At 63.4% G+C, this 12,081-nt stretch carries 22 protein-coding genes; 15 read left to right on the plus strand and 7 right to left on the minus strand.

Features of this window, described 5'->3' with window-relative positions:
• Positions 1-41: 41 nt before the first annotated feature.
• The gene (locus RTK35_RS21010) at positions 42-272 is read right to left on the minus strand and encodes a hypothetical protein (RefSeq protein WP_279811193.1); all 231 of its coding nucleotides are present in this window, start codon (positions 270-272) and stop codon (positions 42-44) included.
• A 616-nt stretch (positions 273-888) separates the two neighbouring features.
• Between RTK35_RS21010 and RTK35_RS21015 the strand changes: the two genes are divergently transcribed.
• Positions 889-1,203 carry a DUF1654 domain-containing protein gene (locus tag RTK35_RS21015; RefSeq protein ID WP_316908896.1) on the plus strand — a complete coding sequence of 105 codons (315 nt, stop codon included), beginning with the start codon at positions 889-891 and terminating at the stop codon, positions 1,201-1,203.
• A gap of 1 nt (position 1,204) precedes the next feature.
• Here RTK35_RS21015 and RTK35_RS21020 read toward each other — a convergent pair whose 3' ends face one another.
• Both RTK35_RS21020 and RTK35_RS21025 read right to left on the minus strand, forming a co-directional pair.
• Positions 1,205-1,888, minus strand: a complete 684-nt coding sequence (locus tag RTK35_RS21020; protein WP_316908897.1) for a hypothetical protein — start codon at positions 1,886-1,888, stop codon at positions 1,205-1,207.
• 66 nt (positions 1,889-1,954) lie between these two features.
• Positions 1,955-2,623 (minus strand): SOS response-associated peptidase, encoded by a 669-nt coding sequence (locus RTK35_RS21025; RefSeq protein WP_316908898.1) that lies wholly within the window; start codon positions 2,621-2,623, stop codon positions 1,955-1,957.
• 103 nt (positions 2,624-2,726) lie between these two features.
• Between RTK35_RS21025 and RTK35_RS21030 the strand changes: the two genes are divergently transcribed.
• Positions 2,727-2,945, plus strand: a complete 219-nt coding sequence (locus RTK35_RS21030) for a hypothetical protein (protein ID WP_316908899.1) — start codon at positions 2,727-2,729, stop codon at positions 2,943-2,945.
• A gap of 37 nt (positions 2,946-2,982) precedes the next feature.
• On the opposite strand, the gene RTK35_RS21035 is transcribed toward RTK35_RS21030, so the two are convergent.
• The 4 genes from RTK35_RS21035 to RTK35_RS21050 all read right to left on the minus strand — a co-directional run bounded on the left by RTK35_RS21035 (position 2,983) and on the right by RTK35_RS21050 (position 5,286).
• Complete coding sequence (locus RTK35_RS21035) at positions 2,983-3,423, minus strand: DUF6941 family protein (RefSeq protein WP_316908900.1); 441 nt, start codon at positions 3,421-3,423, stop codon at positions 2,983-2,985.
• Entirely contained in the window at positions 3,416-3,904 is a 489-nt protein-coding gene (locus RTK35_RS21040; protein ID WP_316908901.1) for a helix-turn-helix transcriptional regulator, read from the minus strand. Before RTK35_RS21040 ends, RTK35_RS21035 begins: the two co-directional genes overlap by 8 nt.
• Positions 3,837-4,262: a hypothetical protein gene (locus tag RTK35_RS21045; protein ID WP_316908902.1), complete on the minus strand. Its 426-nt coding sequence runs from the start codon at positions 4,260-4,262 to the stop codon at positions 3,837-3,839. The genes RTK35_RS21040 and RTK35_RS21045 overlap by 68 nt, the downstream gene beginning before the upstream one ends.
• A 187-nt stretch (positions 4,263-4,449) precedes the next feature.
• Positions 4,450-5,286 carry a helix-turn-helix transcriptional regulator gene (locus tag RTK35_RS21050; RefSeq protein WP_410478700.1) on the minus strand — a complete coding sequence of 279 codons (837 nt, stop codon included), beginning with the start codon at positions 5,284-5,286 and terminating at the stop codon, positions 4,450-4,452.
• A 99-nt stretch (positions 5,287-5,385) separates the two neighbouring features.
• Here RTK35_RS21050 and RTK35_RS21055 point away from each other — a divergent pair, with 99 nt between their 5' ends.
• From RTK35_RS21055 to RTK35_RS21115, 13 genes are all read left to right on the plus strand, one after another.
• On the plus strand, positions 5,386-5,607 hold the full coding sequence (locus RTK35_RS21055; RefSeq protein ID WP_160482701.1) for a transcriptional regulator: 222 nt from the start codon (positions 5,386-5,388) through the stop codon (positions 5,605-5,607).
• A 57-nt stretch (positions 5,608-5,664) separates the two neighbouring features.
• Entirely contained in the window at positions 5,665-6,267 is a 603-nt protein-coding gene (locus tag RTK35_RS21060; protein WP_316908904.1) for a hypothetical protein, read from the plus strand.
• Position 6,268: 1 nt separating this feature from the next.
• Entirely contained in the window at positions 6,269-7,132 is an 864-nt protein-coding gene (locus RTK35_RS21065) for a hypothetical protein (RefSeq protein WP_316908905.1), read from the plus strand.
• Positions 7,113-7,925 carry an ATP-binding protein gene (locus RTK35_RS21070; protein ID WP_316908906.1) on the plus strand — a complete coding sequence of 271 codons (813 nt, stop codon included), beginning with the start codon at positions 7,113-7,115 and terminating at the stop codon, positions 7,923-7,925. The genes RTK35_RS21065 and RTK35_RS21070 overlap by 20 nt, the downstream gene beginning before the upstream one ends.
• On the plus strand, positions 7,918-8,130 hold the full coding sequence (locus RTK35_RS21075; RefSeq protein WP_316908907.1) for a hypothetical protein: 213 nt from the start codon (positions 7,918-7,920) through the stop codon (positions 8,128-8,130). The genes RTK35_RS21070 and RTK35_RS21075 overlap by 8 nt, the downstream gene beginning before the upstream one ends.
• On the plus strand, positions 8,127-8,312 hold the full coding sequence (locus tag RTK35_RS21080; protein ID WP_316908908.1) for a hypothetical protein: 186 nt from the start codon (positions 8,127-8,129) through the stop codon (positions 8,310-8,312). The genes RTK35_RS21075 and RTK35_RS21080 overlap by 4 nt, the downstream gene beginning before the upstream one ends.
• A complete protein-coding gene (locus RTK35_RS21085; protein WP_316908909.1) occupies positions 8,312-8,668 on the plus strand; it encodes a Ref family recombination enhancement nuclease in 357 nt (118 codons plus the stop codon). The genes RTK35_RS21080 and RTK35_RS21085 overlap by 1 nt, the downstream gene beginning before the upstream one ends.
• On the plus strand, positions 8,665-8,964 hold the full coding sequence (locus RTK35_RS21090) for a hypothetical protein (protein ID WP_279811220.1): 300 nt from the start codon (positions 8,665-8,667) through the stop codon (positions 8,962-8,964). Before RTK35_RS21085 ends, RTK35_RS21090 begins: the two co-directional genes overlap by 4 nt.
• Positions 8,957-9,376 carry a VRR-NUC domain-containing protein gene (locus tag RTK35_RS21095; RefSeq protein ID WP_316908910.1) on the plus strand — a complete coding sequence of 140 codons (420 nt, stop codon included), beginning with the start codon at positions 8,957-8,959 and terminating at the stop codon, positions 9,374-9,376. Before RTK35_RS21090 ends, RTK35_RS21095 begins: the two co-directional genes overlap by 8 nt.
• Before the next feature lie 334 nt (positions 9,377-9,710).
• A complete protein-coding gene (locus tag RTK35_RS21100) occupies positions 9,711-10,298 on the plus strand; it encodes a hypothetical protein (RefSeq protein WP_316908911.1) in 588 nt (195 codons plus the stop codon).
• A gap of 202 nt (positions 10,299-10,500) precedes the next feature.
• On the plus strand, positions 10,501-10,893 hold the full coding sequence (locus RTK35_RS21105; RefSeq protein ID WP_208272989.1) for a putative holin: 393 nt from the start codon (positions 10,501-10,503) through the stop codon (positions 10,891-10,893).
• A complete protein-coding gene (locus RTK35_RS21110; protein ID WP_208272998.1) occupies positions 10,886-11,227 on the plus strand; it encodes a phage holin family protein in 342 nt (113 codons plus the stop codon). The genes RTK35_RS21105 and RTK35_RS21110 overlap by 8 nt, the downstream gene beginning before the upstream one ends.
• Before the next feature lies 1 nt (position 11,228).
• Positions 11,229-12,017: a hypothetical protein gene (locus RTK35_RS21115; protein WP_316908912.1), complete on the plus strand. Its 789-nt coding sequence runs from the start codon at positions 11,229-11,231 to the stop codon at positions 12,015-12,017.
• The last annotated feature ends 64 nt before the right edge of the window (positions 12,018-12,081 follow it).

The following is a 12,081-nucleotide window of genomic DNA, read 5'->3' on the forward strand; positions in this document are numbered from 1 at the left end:
GCCGGCAGGGTTGGGACCGCTCGGACGGCGGGCCCGATGGATTAGGAGCAATCCATCACCTGCTCGCCGATGACCACTCGGCGCCCTGGAGCGGCGTGATGCCGATGGGTGAGCACGCAATCTCGAATCGCGTTGATGGGGCCGATGGTGCTCATGACGCAGGTTCGCGTTTCGCTGGCGTTGAAGCTGACCATGCCCTGTACATCGCCTGCTTCGTAGGTAGCGGTCGTGATGCCGAGGCCGTGGCCGCAGCAGATGATGCGTTCAAACATGGCCAACCTCCTGGTTGGTTCGGCTGCATGGGTTGGGTGATCTGGCCGGGCCGTCTCAATGCTCGGTCATGCCCTGGCGCGGACCTTTACCGCTGTTCAGATCACCAACCCATGCTTCCTGGTGTATGGCGCCCCTGCTGCCGATAGCCGGGCGCCGCGTACGTGTTGGCCTTGAGCTTCCATCGCGGCGCGCCCTATTCGGCATTTGGCGCGGCGGTCATCTGGTCCAGCGTTTCCCTCGCGATTACCTGCAGCTCGGCGGCCCGCTTGGTAGGGGCAGTGCATCGCGGGTAGCCGACCCGATCTGTCGGCTGGTCTCATTTCTGCATTGGCTGGTTCCTCCTCTGTGCCTGATGGTTGAGAACTCTCCGGTATGGAGCAGGTCGATCCCTCTCGGGGCCTGGAACCGACTTCCCTCGGTCCGTGGTAGCCGGCGAGTCCCCGGCTTGTGTGCCGGCGGTGTTCTGCTGGCGTGAAAACAAAATAAGCCAATGCCTAACTATTTGTAAATAGGCATTGGCTAATTTTCTTGGAGTGGCCATTAGCCTTTAGAAGGCGTTGCCTTACGCAAAAACAGCGAATACTGTATGGATATACAGCAAAGGAGGCAGCCACGATGGCCAAGCAGAAGACCCAATCCGAACGCCGCGAACTCACCAGCCTGGAGCGGCTGGGCTTGAGGGTGTCGGCGATGATCAACGCGCCCAAGTCGCAGCTGGAGCGCTGCGTGACGATTCACCGGCTGGACACGGATACGGACGAGGCGTGGGATGGGGTGATGGAGCTGCTGGCCGAGGAGCCGGGCATCGACATGACATTCAACGACGACGGCACGGTGACGCTGCGCTGGGAGCCGGAGGGGGATGAGGTGCTGCAGGTGGAGAGGGGAGAGGACCTGGTGCCGCTGGACGAGGAGCCCGCCGCGTTCTGACCTATTGGCGCACCAGGCCCATGCCGCCACACCTGGCACAGTCCTCGCGAAGTGCGAAACGGCAGCGGCATGCGCTGCAGGTGCGAAATTCCGACCACCGCAAGCGCTTTCTGTACAGCTCAGCCTGCTGCTGATCGCCCGACTCAATCGCGGCCAGCAGTAGCGCTGCAACCACCTGGTGGTGATCTGGGTCGGTGATGACGGGCACAATGCGACCCAGGTGGAAAAAGCCGAGCGGCTGGAACTGGTAACGGTTGCCGCTCTGGTGGTGGAACTCCAGGCCGTACACCGGGCCGACCGGATCGCGGCGGTCGCGCATCATCTGCAGCTGACCATCCACATCGTGCATCGCAGTGAGGCGGTCCAGTTCGGGTCGGGTTCCGGCGCTGAGGTACCGTCGTTCCAGGCGGCCGACTGGGCCGCCATTGGACGCATCCAGCACGGCGTAAACCCCGGTCGCTTCCAGCGCATCCTCGGCAGTGCGCTCGACTGCGTAGGCGTGAACGGCCAGCACCTCGTCGCGCATGTCCAGGTACTCGGCTGCCTCGATCACCCCATCCCGCAGAAGTTCATCTGCCGCCTGCAACTGCTCGCGCCGCCAGCGCTCCGGGTCGCCGTAGATGTGGACGGGGTAATGGAAGGCGGCCTGGTAGAGGCGCAGCCGCTGGTCGATCTGGAGGTGCATGGTGTTGGCGATAAAGCTGGATGGATATCCAGTATGCCTCCAGCGCCCAACGGCTCGCCAGTTGCCTCAGATGAGAGGCGAGGGTAGGGGCTCGATCAGATGAGGGCCTTGGTTGCGCACATTGCCCACGGCGCGGTCGACGCGGTACCACTCGAATGCCTCAGGCCCCTCGCCGTGCTGCAGCATCTGCTCGGCGCGCTCGCGGGGCGTGGCCGGGTCCAGCCACTCCCGGGCCAGCTCCGGGGCGAACGCCACCGGCCGGCGGTCGTGCACGTCGACCATGCCGCCCAGCGCATCGGCGGTGATGATCACGAAGCCATCGCCCTCGTGGGGCTCGTCGTGCACCTGGCCGATCGAGGCGCAGAGGGTAGGGGTGCCGTCCTTGCGCCGTATGAAATAGGGCTGTTTCCGCTTCTCACCCTCGTCCACCCACTCATACCAGCCTGAGATAGGGCACAGCATTCGGTGCGGCCAGATGGCGCGGAAGAAGCGGCTGGTGGACACCGTCTCGGCCCGGGCGTTGATCGGCGCTGCGCGATCCTGCGCCCAGTGTGGCCGCCACCCCCAGCGCAGCGGCGCCAGCCTGCCGCTGTCATCGAGCGGGAGCACCATCTGCACGTGTGTGGTGGGCGCGACGTTGTAGCGAGGCTCCGCCTGGGCCCGCGGCTCGCTGTGGATGTTCAGGAGGTGGTGGATCTCGCTCCAGGACATGGCCTGGACAACTCGGCCGCACATGGCGCGCTCCCTCTGGTAGGTGCTGGAAGGGTAGACCAGCACGCGCCCGGAACGTGCGGCCCAGGCTCAGGTCTACCGAAAACCACCCCCAGCGGAGGCCGAGATGAACGAGACCAGCAATGAGCGCCACCAGCGCCTGGCCATGGCGGCAGCAGCTGCTTGGAAGGAAGTGGCCGACCTGATGGCAGCCAACCCGGACATGGGTGACGTGAAGAACCAGGACCTGCTGTTCAGGCTGCAGTCAGCAGCAGAGCAGGCGGCCTGGGCCTACTGGGAGAACGTGGATACGGAGGATGCAGAGGCGGAGCCGGATGAGGTGTAGGGCGGAATGAAAAAGCCCCGCACTGGGCGGGGCTCGACTAAACTAGGCTCATGTCTGCTGGAGCTTTTTTGATGTATAGCGGTGGACACGGAATTAACTCGCCGTCAGCCAGCACTTCGATATCTAGCTTTCCTTCGCTATTTAGAATGAGGGGTGTGACAATAAACTCAAATCCAGCGATCCTGTACTTCGGAACTTCACCCTCAAGTGGTGTCTCTTGAGAGCCAGAATTAAGCTCTTCTGCTGTTAAGCTTACTTCAGAAACTACGCTGGAGTCGTACCTTGCTGTCAGAGAAAGAGAGTTAAATTTTTGGCTGAACGGGCTGTGAATGTGAATAATGAAGCAAATCTTTGGAAGTGTAGCTGGAAATGCGCTTACATATAGCACACCTTGATAGACGCCAATAAGAGAAAGCTTTCCATTGACTTCTTGTCTTATGTCGTCGCAGAACAAGCTTGTAGCAAACCTGCTATTCATAACTCTCATTCCGCATGTTAAGTTCGACTTGGCGATCCATTGCTTTCTCTAATTCATCAGCACTGATTCCGAGTGCTTCGCGCAGGCGCCTGCAAGTTGATTGGAGCGGGTCGCCAAGACCCTTTTCAAGCTTTGCGATTTGAGGTTGGCTGGTGCCAATAATTTGCGCTAGTTGTTTCTGAGTGAGACCTTTCTTCAGTCTTAATGACTTAATTGTGTCTCCTTCCTCAGCGTAAAGTTGTTCGGCAACCCAAAGTCGAGCTTCTTTCATTCCTTCTTTATGTTCTGCACTTGAGTCAAGTGCTTCCATAAAAGCATCAAAGTCGGAGTGCTCAATCTCTAAGGCGGTTTTCGCGACGGGCTTTTCAAAAACAACACGTGCAATATTGTTTTTTGTTCCAGTTTGCGCAGCCTTAGAGGTTGTATTCGACTTGATTGTATGAATTAAAGATTCGTTGAGAAATAGCGTGCTTGGGATCATAATTCCATTCCTTTTCTACCACCGCGAAAGCAACATAAAGCAGCTTTTGCGGGAAGAATGCATAAACCAATCTGTACTCGCGCCCCTGGCTTACTAATAGGTAGTCGCGAAGTCTCCACAGGTTCATTCCTCGATCCTGTGCGAAACGCCACATTTTTACGTTGAATGGGGCGTTTCTTGGTATTGGCCTAGCCGGGCTGCCGCCCCAGTTAGGCGTGCTCATTCTGTCGAGCTTGTCCTGATCGTTTTGAAGCTGCTGAAGCAGTGTGGCGATTCTTCTGCCAGTCACGACGTCTTCCGCCATCAGGCGAGGAAGGTCAAAACGTGCGATGTCATTATGGACTACTAGCTTGTACACTATATCGCCCTGGATATATTAGCACAAGCAACGAACGGCAGCTGGCGCCAAACAAGTGGCGCTATGTTGGCGCCGCTGAGCATCAGATTGATCACATCCATGGTGCTGGCTCCATGCGAAATGTAGAAAGCCTACGCCGAAACAAGGGCATTCTGCCACTACACCTTTGGAGCATTTTCGCTGAGCTCTAAACTCGTCGCGCATTCCACACCAGCAGCACCCTGGCCTGGATGTAGGTCTCATCGACCCGAATGTCCTCCGGCGGGTGCAGCGGGTTGTCGGAGAGCATGCGGAAATGCTCGGCACCCCTCATCTGCAGGCGCTTGATGTAGAACAGCCCCTGCCAGGTGAAGGCGTAGATGCCGTCCCCGGTGAACTCGCGGATGCTGGCGTCCACGATCAGCGGATCCAGGTGCCGGATGGTCGGCGCCATCGACTCCCCGTCGCCGGTGATCATCTTCAGGTGGGCCGGGTCCTTGTACTTCACCCCCAACTCGCGCAGGTGCTCCTGGCTGACGGTGACGTCGCGGAGCATCTCGGGGTATTCGCGCACCAGCTTGCCGCTGCCCATGGCGCCGCGCACGTCGTAGTGGGCGATGCGGATCTCATCGCCACGGATGGGGCGGCGGGAGAAGTCGGCGGTGATGACGTTGGTGGGCTGGGCTTCATCGGCCGCGATCAGCAGACGCTCACGCGCCTCGGGCGAGATCGATTTTCCGGCCTTGGTTTCAAGCATGGCTCGCACGATGTCGGCGGCTGACTGCGGAGCAGCCGAACTCAGATCGTCATCGAGCTGCAGCAGGTCGTTGTCGTCTCTGGATAGGCCCCAGTGCTCAGGACCCACAACGTCGCTGAAGTACCTGATCACCTGGATCAGCTTCGACTTGTCGATCCGACCGGTGTTGACCCAGCCCTGCACGGAAGGCGGCGCAACGCCGAAAGCGCTGGCCATGGCCTTCTTCGTGACGTTCTTTTTCAGGCGAGCCGATTCAATCGCCGCGCCCAGTTCGATTCCAGTAAGCATTGCCTAATTTGTCCAGATCGTCCGCTGATTAGGCAATGGCTTGCTTGCGCATTAGCTAATGCCTTATCTTGTTCTCCAGTTCCTCTGGAGAACACTCGAATGTCCCCTACCAAAGCGATGGAGGAGGTTGTGCGCATCGTCGGCAGCAAGGCCGAGGTAGCTCGCAAGCTCGACGTCAAAGCCCCGACCGTCAGTCAGTGGTGCTCGGGAGAGCGCCCGGTGCCCGCGAAGCGCGCCTTGGAGCTGGAGAAGCTCAGTGGCGGGTTGGTGAGTAAGGCTGCTCTCTGCCCGGACTTCCCGTGGCAGCAGCTGGCGTCCTGATCCGTTTTCGCCCTTACCCCTTCATCCATGGCTCCACGATAGGGCCAGGAGATCAAGATGACACCGTCCAAACCGAGACACTGCAGCCGGGACCAGGTGCTGATTGCGCACGCCCAGGAGCAGATCGCGCGCACGTCGTTCTCGACCGACCACTTCGCACATGCGCTGAACACCCTTCTGCTGCAGACCCTGGGCGACCAGGCCGAGGCCCGCAAGGTGCCGGATCTGAGCGACACCAGCATCGGCGCCGCCGAGTACATGAAGGCCACCAGCGCCTGGCTGAAGCGGGTGCAGCGCTGGCTGGCCGCCGAGGTGGACTTCCCGGCCTGGCTGGAAGAGGCCTGGGTCGAAGCCCTCGAGCCCGAATACCGGGAGCGCTGCCTGCAGGAGCTGGCCAGCCGTTACGGCCTGCTGGCGGTTCGTGAGCTGGGTGGCGATGCCTGCCCCGTGACCGCGTTCGGCCAACTGGTGACCCGCATGGGTTCCACCGTGGAGGCCTGCGGCCAGGTGCTGGCCGATGGGCGGATCGACGCCAACGATGTGCCGCTGCTGCCCGCCATGATCGACACGCTGCGCGCGGCGGAGAGCCGCTGCAGTGAGCTGCGCCGGGCGGCTGAGCGCGTTCTCGACCAGAGCCCGAAGCAGCTCAAGGTGGTGTGAGATGGCCAACCAGTGGCTTCGCCTTTGGCACGACATGCCAACCGATCCGAAGTGGCGAACCATAGCCCGGGTGTCCGGCCAGCCTATCGCTCTGGTGCAGGCCATCTACCTCCACCTGCTGGTGGATGCGTCACGCGCTGTCACGCGCGGTCACGCATCTGTCACGACGGAAGATCTTGCCAGCGCGCTCGATGTCGATGACGTCCAGGTCGATGCCGTCCTAAAGGCCATGCAGGGGCGTGTTCTGGATGGAATGGCGATTGCGGGATGGGATAAGCGGCAGCCCAAGCGTGAGGATGCCGGCGACGCTCAAACCGGCGCAAAATCTGCTGCCCAGCGCAAGCGTGAGCAGCGCGAGAGGGAGCGTGCGGAGGCTGAAGCAGGTGCCAGTCACGACAAGTCACGCAATGTCACGACAGATAAAGAAGAAGATACAGATAAGAGCAAGAGCAAAGAGCTTCCCCCCCTACCCCCTGAAGGGGGCGTGACTAACCCGCCCAGCGAAGGGGCAACCCCTTCCGCAGCCAAGCCGGCCAAGCCTGATGCCCTGGAGGGCTTCGCCGAGTTCTGGATGCGCTACCCGAAGAAGAAATCCAAGGTCGACGCCGAGAAGGCCTGGGCGAAGCTCAAGCCCAGCCCGGAGCTGCGCGGCCAGATGCTCGCCGCACTCGATAAGCACGTGCGCAGCGTCGAATGGCGCAAGGACGCCGGTCACTACATCCCTCACCCCGCCACCTGGCTCAACAAGCGCCGCTGGGAAGACCAGGTAGGCCCGGAGCTGCTCGACAACCACCACGGCTTCACCGGGCAGCGCGACTACACCATCGGATTGGAGGCCAACGCAGATGGCTCTTTCAGCTTCTGACCTGACGGTTGACGGCCTGGAGTCCCGCCTTGGCGTGATTTCCAAGCACTCGGCCCGATGCGAGACCCACGGCGACTACATCGCCCGAATCACCAAGCACAGCGACCAGGCGACCGGCTGCCCGGTCTGCGCCGACGAGGCGAGGGCCGAGCGCGAGGCGCTTGAGGCGGCCGAAGAGCGCAAGCGCACCAGCCGCGCCAGGCTGGAGAAGCGCCTGGGTGCCGCGATGATCCCCCCGCGCTTCACCGGCAAGGACTTCGCCAGTTACCGGGCCGCCAACAAGGGCCAGGCGTCCGCCATGGCGGTGTGCAAGCAGTACGCCGAGCAGTTCCGGGCGAACTACGAGGATGGCCGCTGCCTGCTGCTGGTTGGCCACGTCGGCACCGGCAAGACCCATCTGGCCTCGGCCATCTGCGAGTTCGTCATCCGCGAGCTGAACGCCATGGCCGTCTACCGGACCCTGTACAGCCTGATGCAGTACGTGAAGGGCGCCTTCGACAACGCCTCCAGCTACACCGAGGCCCAGGCCTACGAGAGCCTGACCCAGCCACACCTGCTGGTGATCGACGAGATCGGCGCCACCAAGCAGACCGAGTTCGAGCAGGCGACCCTGTTCAACGTGATCAACGGCCGCTACGAGCAGCAGAAGCCCACGGTCATCATCTCGAACCTGATGCCCGCCGAGCTGGAGAGGGCCCTGGGGGATCGGGTGATGGACCGCCTGCGCGAGAACGGCGGGATCTGCCTGGTGTTCGACTGGGACAGCGCGCGCCGGGAGGTGGCCAATGGCTGAGCAACTCCGCTGGCGCGCCAAGCGCGGCGTGCCCAACTGCTGGGAAACCCCGTGCGGCTACACCGTGGCCCATTGCCGCCTGCCGAACAACCGCTACACCGTGACCGCCCCGGGCGGCAGCGCTCCGTTTGCCTACACCGACCGGAGCGAGGACATCCCCGGGCTGATCCAGGCCCACAAGGAAGCGCAGGGGGTGCCGGCATGAACGGGTATGCATACCTCTGCCAGATCGGCAGCCTGCCGGAGCTGGTCGTGAAGAACAGCACCAAGCGCCAGGCCCAATACGCCTACGCCAGGTGGTACTGCGCCGAGGTTGGCCTGCAGTGCTCCCGGTCCGTGCGCCGCAACATCGCCTCGCGCGTGAAGGCTGTGAGGTTCCAGGAATGATGCAGAGCAGACCTGTGACCAAGGAGCAGAAGCACTGGCACGACCTGCTGGTGAACGAGGTGGGGTGCATCGCCTGCCGCCACGACGGCCGAGGCGTGAACACGTACTGCAGCATCCACCACGTGGACGGTCGGACGAAGCCCCACGCGCACTGGTACGTGCTGCCCCTGTGCGGCCCGCACCACCAGACCGGTGGCGAGGGTGTCGCGCTACATCACAACAAGGCTCGATTCGTAGCGCGCTACGGCACCGAGGCGGACCTGCTGGCGGAGTGCGCCAAGATCCTGGCCGTTGGAGGCCACGAGATCCCCGCCGGCTTCCTGGCCTGGCTGGACGGCCCGGAGGTGATGGCATGAGACGGGGTATGCGCAACCTGGCGCGGTCGCACCGCCGCCACCCGGACGGCTACAGCACCACCCTGCGGATGTCGTTTCCCGAGCTGGCCGAGCGCGGCTGGCGGCAGGTGGGCGATCACCGCGTGCAGCGCGCCGACGGCTGGGCCATCGAGGCGCAGATGGGGGATCAGGACGGTTTTCGCGTCTGGCGGTACCGGCTCATCAACCCGACCGGCACCGTGCTGTGCTGGCTGCCCAGCGCCCTCGGCGCGGCGGCCTGGGCAGAGCGTGAGCAGAGGAGGGCGGCCCGTGGCTAACGTCTCGACGAGGGCATTCCGCGCTCCGCCCGTGGACTACGAGGGGAAGGAGCAGGCGGCGCTGTTCAAGTGGCTGGCCCTGGCGCACCCGGTGGCCGGCCGCCTGGCGTTCCACGTCCCCAATGGTGGGCATCGAGTGAAAGCCGTGGCGGCGAAGATGAAGGGTCAGGGGGTAAAGGCAGGCGTGAGTGACATCGTGCTGCCGATGGCCCGTGGCGGGTACTTCGGCCTGTACATCGAGTTCAAGGCTACGCCCCCGCACGATTCACCGGTGAGCGCGACTCAGCAGGCGTTCCTGGCTGCGGTGGAGCTGCAGGGCTATCTCGCCATCGTTTGCCGTGGCGTGAACGCGGCCATGGAGGTGATCAACGGGTACATGGCTCTGCCGCCCACCAAGGCGGTGAAGGAGTGATCCAGAAGCGTCACGGGCCGGCGCGCCGGCTTGAGGTGATCAACCTGGCGGGCTGTTCAGCCTGCGCAGGGGCTGGATGGATTCGAGGGATCTGGCACGACATGCCGTGCGCCAGTTGCAACGGCGCCGGATTGGTGAACAGGGAGACCGGCGAGGCGCTGCCCGCCGAGGACCTGGTGATTCAACTGAGGCTCCGGCTCAACCGGGCCAACCGCCTACTCGCTCACTACGAAAGCGAGAGGCCGACTGGCGGACCGCAAGCGGACTACACGGGAAAGAAGAACCCCGCCGGGATCGGCGGGGGCAACTGGACTGGAGACTGAGGGAGAACCCCATGATCTACACAGGAGTGCTCGCAGCAGTGGTTTCCGCCCTCGCTGCTGAATGCATCGACAACACCGCGAAGCAGGCTTGGCAGCGCCTGATCGACAATTCATTGAGGTCGGGCCGTCGGCCCAGCGTATCGCCCGCTGACCGCATGGAGGCGGACTGCTGGGTGCACGCGCGGCTGCACAGCCAGCTGCCGCCCCGGCTGTGGAATGTGCTGGTGGCCAGGTTCAGCACCCACCGGGCGCGCCGCCTGAACGCCATTGCGGCGCTGTTCCCGGTGGTGAACTCGCCGGCCTCGGCGCTGTTCCGGCAGAAGGCGATCACCGCCTGGGCAATCCCGCAGCTGAGGGGCGTCAAGGCTGACGCTGGACGGCAGGGCCGGCTGGAGGTGAAGCGGTCCACCGACGTGATCGTGCTGCCTGCGCGCTTCTACGACATGACCGCATGGGACAACGAGGGCACCCCGGAGCGTACCCGGCGGCGCTGGCGGGCGAACATCGCGAAGGACCTGGAGCAGATGGTTGACCAGGCCCTGGCGCTGGCCGAGGAGATCCTACAGGCGGAGGGCGTGCTACTGGACGAGGCCGCTTGACACTCATGACCGAGTGGCCGAAATTATCGCCATCCTCGTCTTATTACGCCTGATGAGAATGTGAAAGCCCCGGCATTGGTCCGGGGCTTTTTCGTTTCTGCCTCAGCACAAGCATTGCTCTGCGCCGGTCGCCCCCCTTCTCCCCAGCCCCTGATCGGCGCCCTTGCCCGCCACGCGGGCCCTTTTATTCATGGAGATCCATATGGCCGAGCCCAGCAGCACTGCCCTCGCAGTAGCAGCACCGACCGTCCTGGGCATCACGGCTGCAAGCCTGGTCCCGGGCGTAGACCTCAACGCAGTGATCGGCGCCGTCGGCGGCGCACTGTTCTTCGTGGCCTGGGCCCGGGACCTTTCGGTCTTCGCCCGCCTGGCCTATCTCGTCGTGTCCTGGATCGGTGGCTACCTGGTGGCCGCTGAGGTAGTGGGGCGCGGCCTTTCCACCTACAGCGGCCTGCCGGCGCTGGTCTCTGGTGCGCTCATCGTCACGGCGCTGATCAGCGTTGCGGACTGGGTGCGCGGCGGCCAGCCGCCGGCCTGGCTGCGCGCGGTGATGAGCTGGGTTCGCCCTGGCTCTGGAGGAAACGGCAATGGTTAGCACCCTGTTCACAGTCGACCCATGGGCCCTGGTGGCCGCCGTGATCTGCGCCGCCATCTCGCTCCGCGTCGTCCTGTGGCGCCCGGATGGGCACCAGTACAAGGCCGTGCCCTCGTTGCTCGCATGGGTGCTCAGCGCCTCCAGCGGCTGCTACGCCCTGAGCGTGGTGCTGTACAGCGCCTGCGGCCAGCCGGTGGCGCCTGTCTCGCCCTGGCTGGTGTGCCTGCTGCTGGTGATGGCGGCGCTGCTCTACCGCGCCAGGGGCAACGTCGCTGCGTTCCTGCGAGTGGACTGGGAGCGGCCATGGTCGGGTGTTGAGCGAAGGAGGGGCTGAGGTGTTCTCGGTCTCGTCGAAGGGGCTGGAGCAGGCCCTGGCCAACCTCACCGATCTGGAGCGCCGGCAACTTCCGTTCGCCACTGCACTGGCCCTGACTCGTACCGCCCAGGTAGTGGCTCAGGACATCCGGGCCGAGATGTCGGCCGTGTTCGACCGGCCCACGCCGGCCACCCTCAATAGCCTTTTCATCGAGCCTGCGACCAAGCAGCGCCTTCAGGCGCGGGTGTGGATCAAGGACGGGAGGACTCGCAACGGCCAGGGCAACCTGGTTGGGCGCGAGGGCGTATGGGGCAAGGGTAGGGCTGCCTCGGCGTGGTTGACGCCCGAGATCTTCGGCGGACCGAGAAGCCACAAGGGCATCGACTCCATGCTCAGGCGCAAGGGCATCCTTTCGCAGGGGCAGTACGTGGTACCTGGGCGTGATGCCCAGCTCGACCAGTACGGCAACATGCCGCGAGGTCTGCTTTCGAAGATCAGGTCGGGCGCCTCCCTCAACTCTGAGGAGGGCTACAAGGCCAACGCCACAGGCAGTAAGCGCAGCCGGGCCAAGGGCAACGGCAAGCGCTACTTCGTCATGCACGACACCAACCGAAAGCCCTTCGCCGTAGCCGAGCGTACAGGCAAGGGCAGGGCTGGCCTCAAGCTGGTGATGGCCTTCGTCGGCAAGACGCCCACCTACCGCAAGGCCCTGAGCTTCTTCGAGATCGCGGACGAGACGGCTACACGCGTGCTGCCCGAGGAGTTCCGCAAGGCCTTGGCCCAGGCGCTGGCGACCCGCCGTCGATAGGCTGCCCCTATGGGTTTGGGTCCTCCCGGAGGGGGTGGTCTATGAGGGTAATTCGAGCCCCGCT

This window comes from Pseudomonas sp. zfem003 (assembly GCF_032621675.1).
Taxonomy (GTDB): Bacteria; Pseudomonadota; Gammaproteobacteria; order Pseudomonadales; family Pseudomonadaceae; genus Metapseudomonas; species Metapseudomonas otitidis.

Coding starts and splice junctions, on each gene's coding strand:
- RTK35_RS21075 (WP_316908907.1), top strand. CDS start 7,918: ATGGCTGAGCAACTCCGCTGGCGCGCCAAGCGCGGCGTGCCCAACTGC.
- RTK35_RS21040 (WP_316908901.1), bottom strand. CDS start 3,904: ATGATCCCAAGCACGCTATTTCTCAACGAATCTTTAATTCATACAATC.
- RTK35_RS21065 (WP_316908905.1), top strand. CDS start 6,269: ATGGCCAACCAGTGGCTTCGCCTTTGGCACGACATGCCAACCGATCCG.
- RTK35_RS21020 (WP_316908897.1), bottom strand. CDS start 1,888: ATGCACCTCCAGATCGACCAGCGGCTGCGCCTCTACCAGGCCGCCTTC.
- RTK35_RS21050 (WP_410478700.1), bottom strand. CDS start 5,286: ATGCTTACTGGAATCGAACTGGGCGCGGCGATTGAATCGGCTCGCCTG.
- RTK35_RS21015 (WP_316908896.1), top strand. CDS start 889: ATGGCCAAGCAGAAGACCCAATCCGAACGCCGCGAACTCACCAGCCTG.
- RTK35_RS21070 (WP_316908906.1), top strand. CDS start 7,113: ATGGCTCTTTCAGCTTCTGACCTGACGGTTGACGGCCTGGAGTCCCGC.
- RTK35_RS21090 (WP_279811220.1), top strand. CDS start 8,665: ATGAGACGGGGTATGCGCAACCTGGCGCGGTCGCACCGCCGCCACCCG.
- RTK35_RS21030 (WP_316908899.1), top strand. CDS start 2,727: ATGAACGAGACCAGCAATGAGCGCCACCAGCGCCTGGCCATGGCGGCA.
- RTK35_RS21035 (WP_316908900.1), bottom strand. CDS start 3,423: ATGAATAGCAGGTTTGCTACAAGCTTGTTCTGCGACGACATAAGACAA.
- RTK35_RS21055 (WP_160482701.1), top strand. CDS start 5,386: ATGTCCCCTACCAAAGCGATGGAGGAGGTTGTGCGCATCGTCGGCAGC.
- RTK35_RS21110 (WP_208272998.1), top strand. CDS start 10,886: ATGGTTAGCACCCTGTTCACAGTCGACCCATGGGCCCTGGTGGCCGCC.
- RTK35_RS21060 (WP_316908904.1), top strand. CDS start 5,665: ATGACACCGTCCAAACCGAGACACTGCAGCCGGGACCAGGTGCTGATT.
- RTK35_RS21010 (WP_279811193.1), bottom strand. CDS start 272: ATGTTTGAACGCATCATCTGCTGCGGCCACGGCCTCGGCATCACGACC.
- RTK35_RS21080 (WP_316908908.1), top strand. CDS start 8,127: ATGAACGGGTATGCATACCTCTGCCAGATCGGCAGCCTGCCGGAGCTG.
- RTK35_RS21025 (WP_316908898.1), bottom strand. CDS start 2,623: ATGTGCGGCCGAGTTGTCCAGGCCATGTCCTGGAGCGAGATCCACCAC.
- RTK35_RS21100 (WP_316908911.1), top strand. CDS start 9,711: ATGATCTACACAGGAGTGCTCGCAGCAGTGGTTTCCGCCCTCGCTGCT.
- RTK35_RS21085 (WP_316908909.1), top strand. CDS start 8,312: ATGCAGAGCAGACCTGTGACCAAGGAGCAGAAGCACTGGCACGACCTG.
- RTK35_RS21105 (WP_208272989.1), top strand. CDS start 10,501: ATGGCCGAGCCCAGCAGCACTGCCCTCGCAGTAGCAGCACCGACCGTC.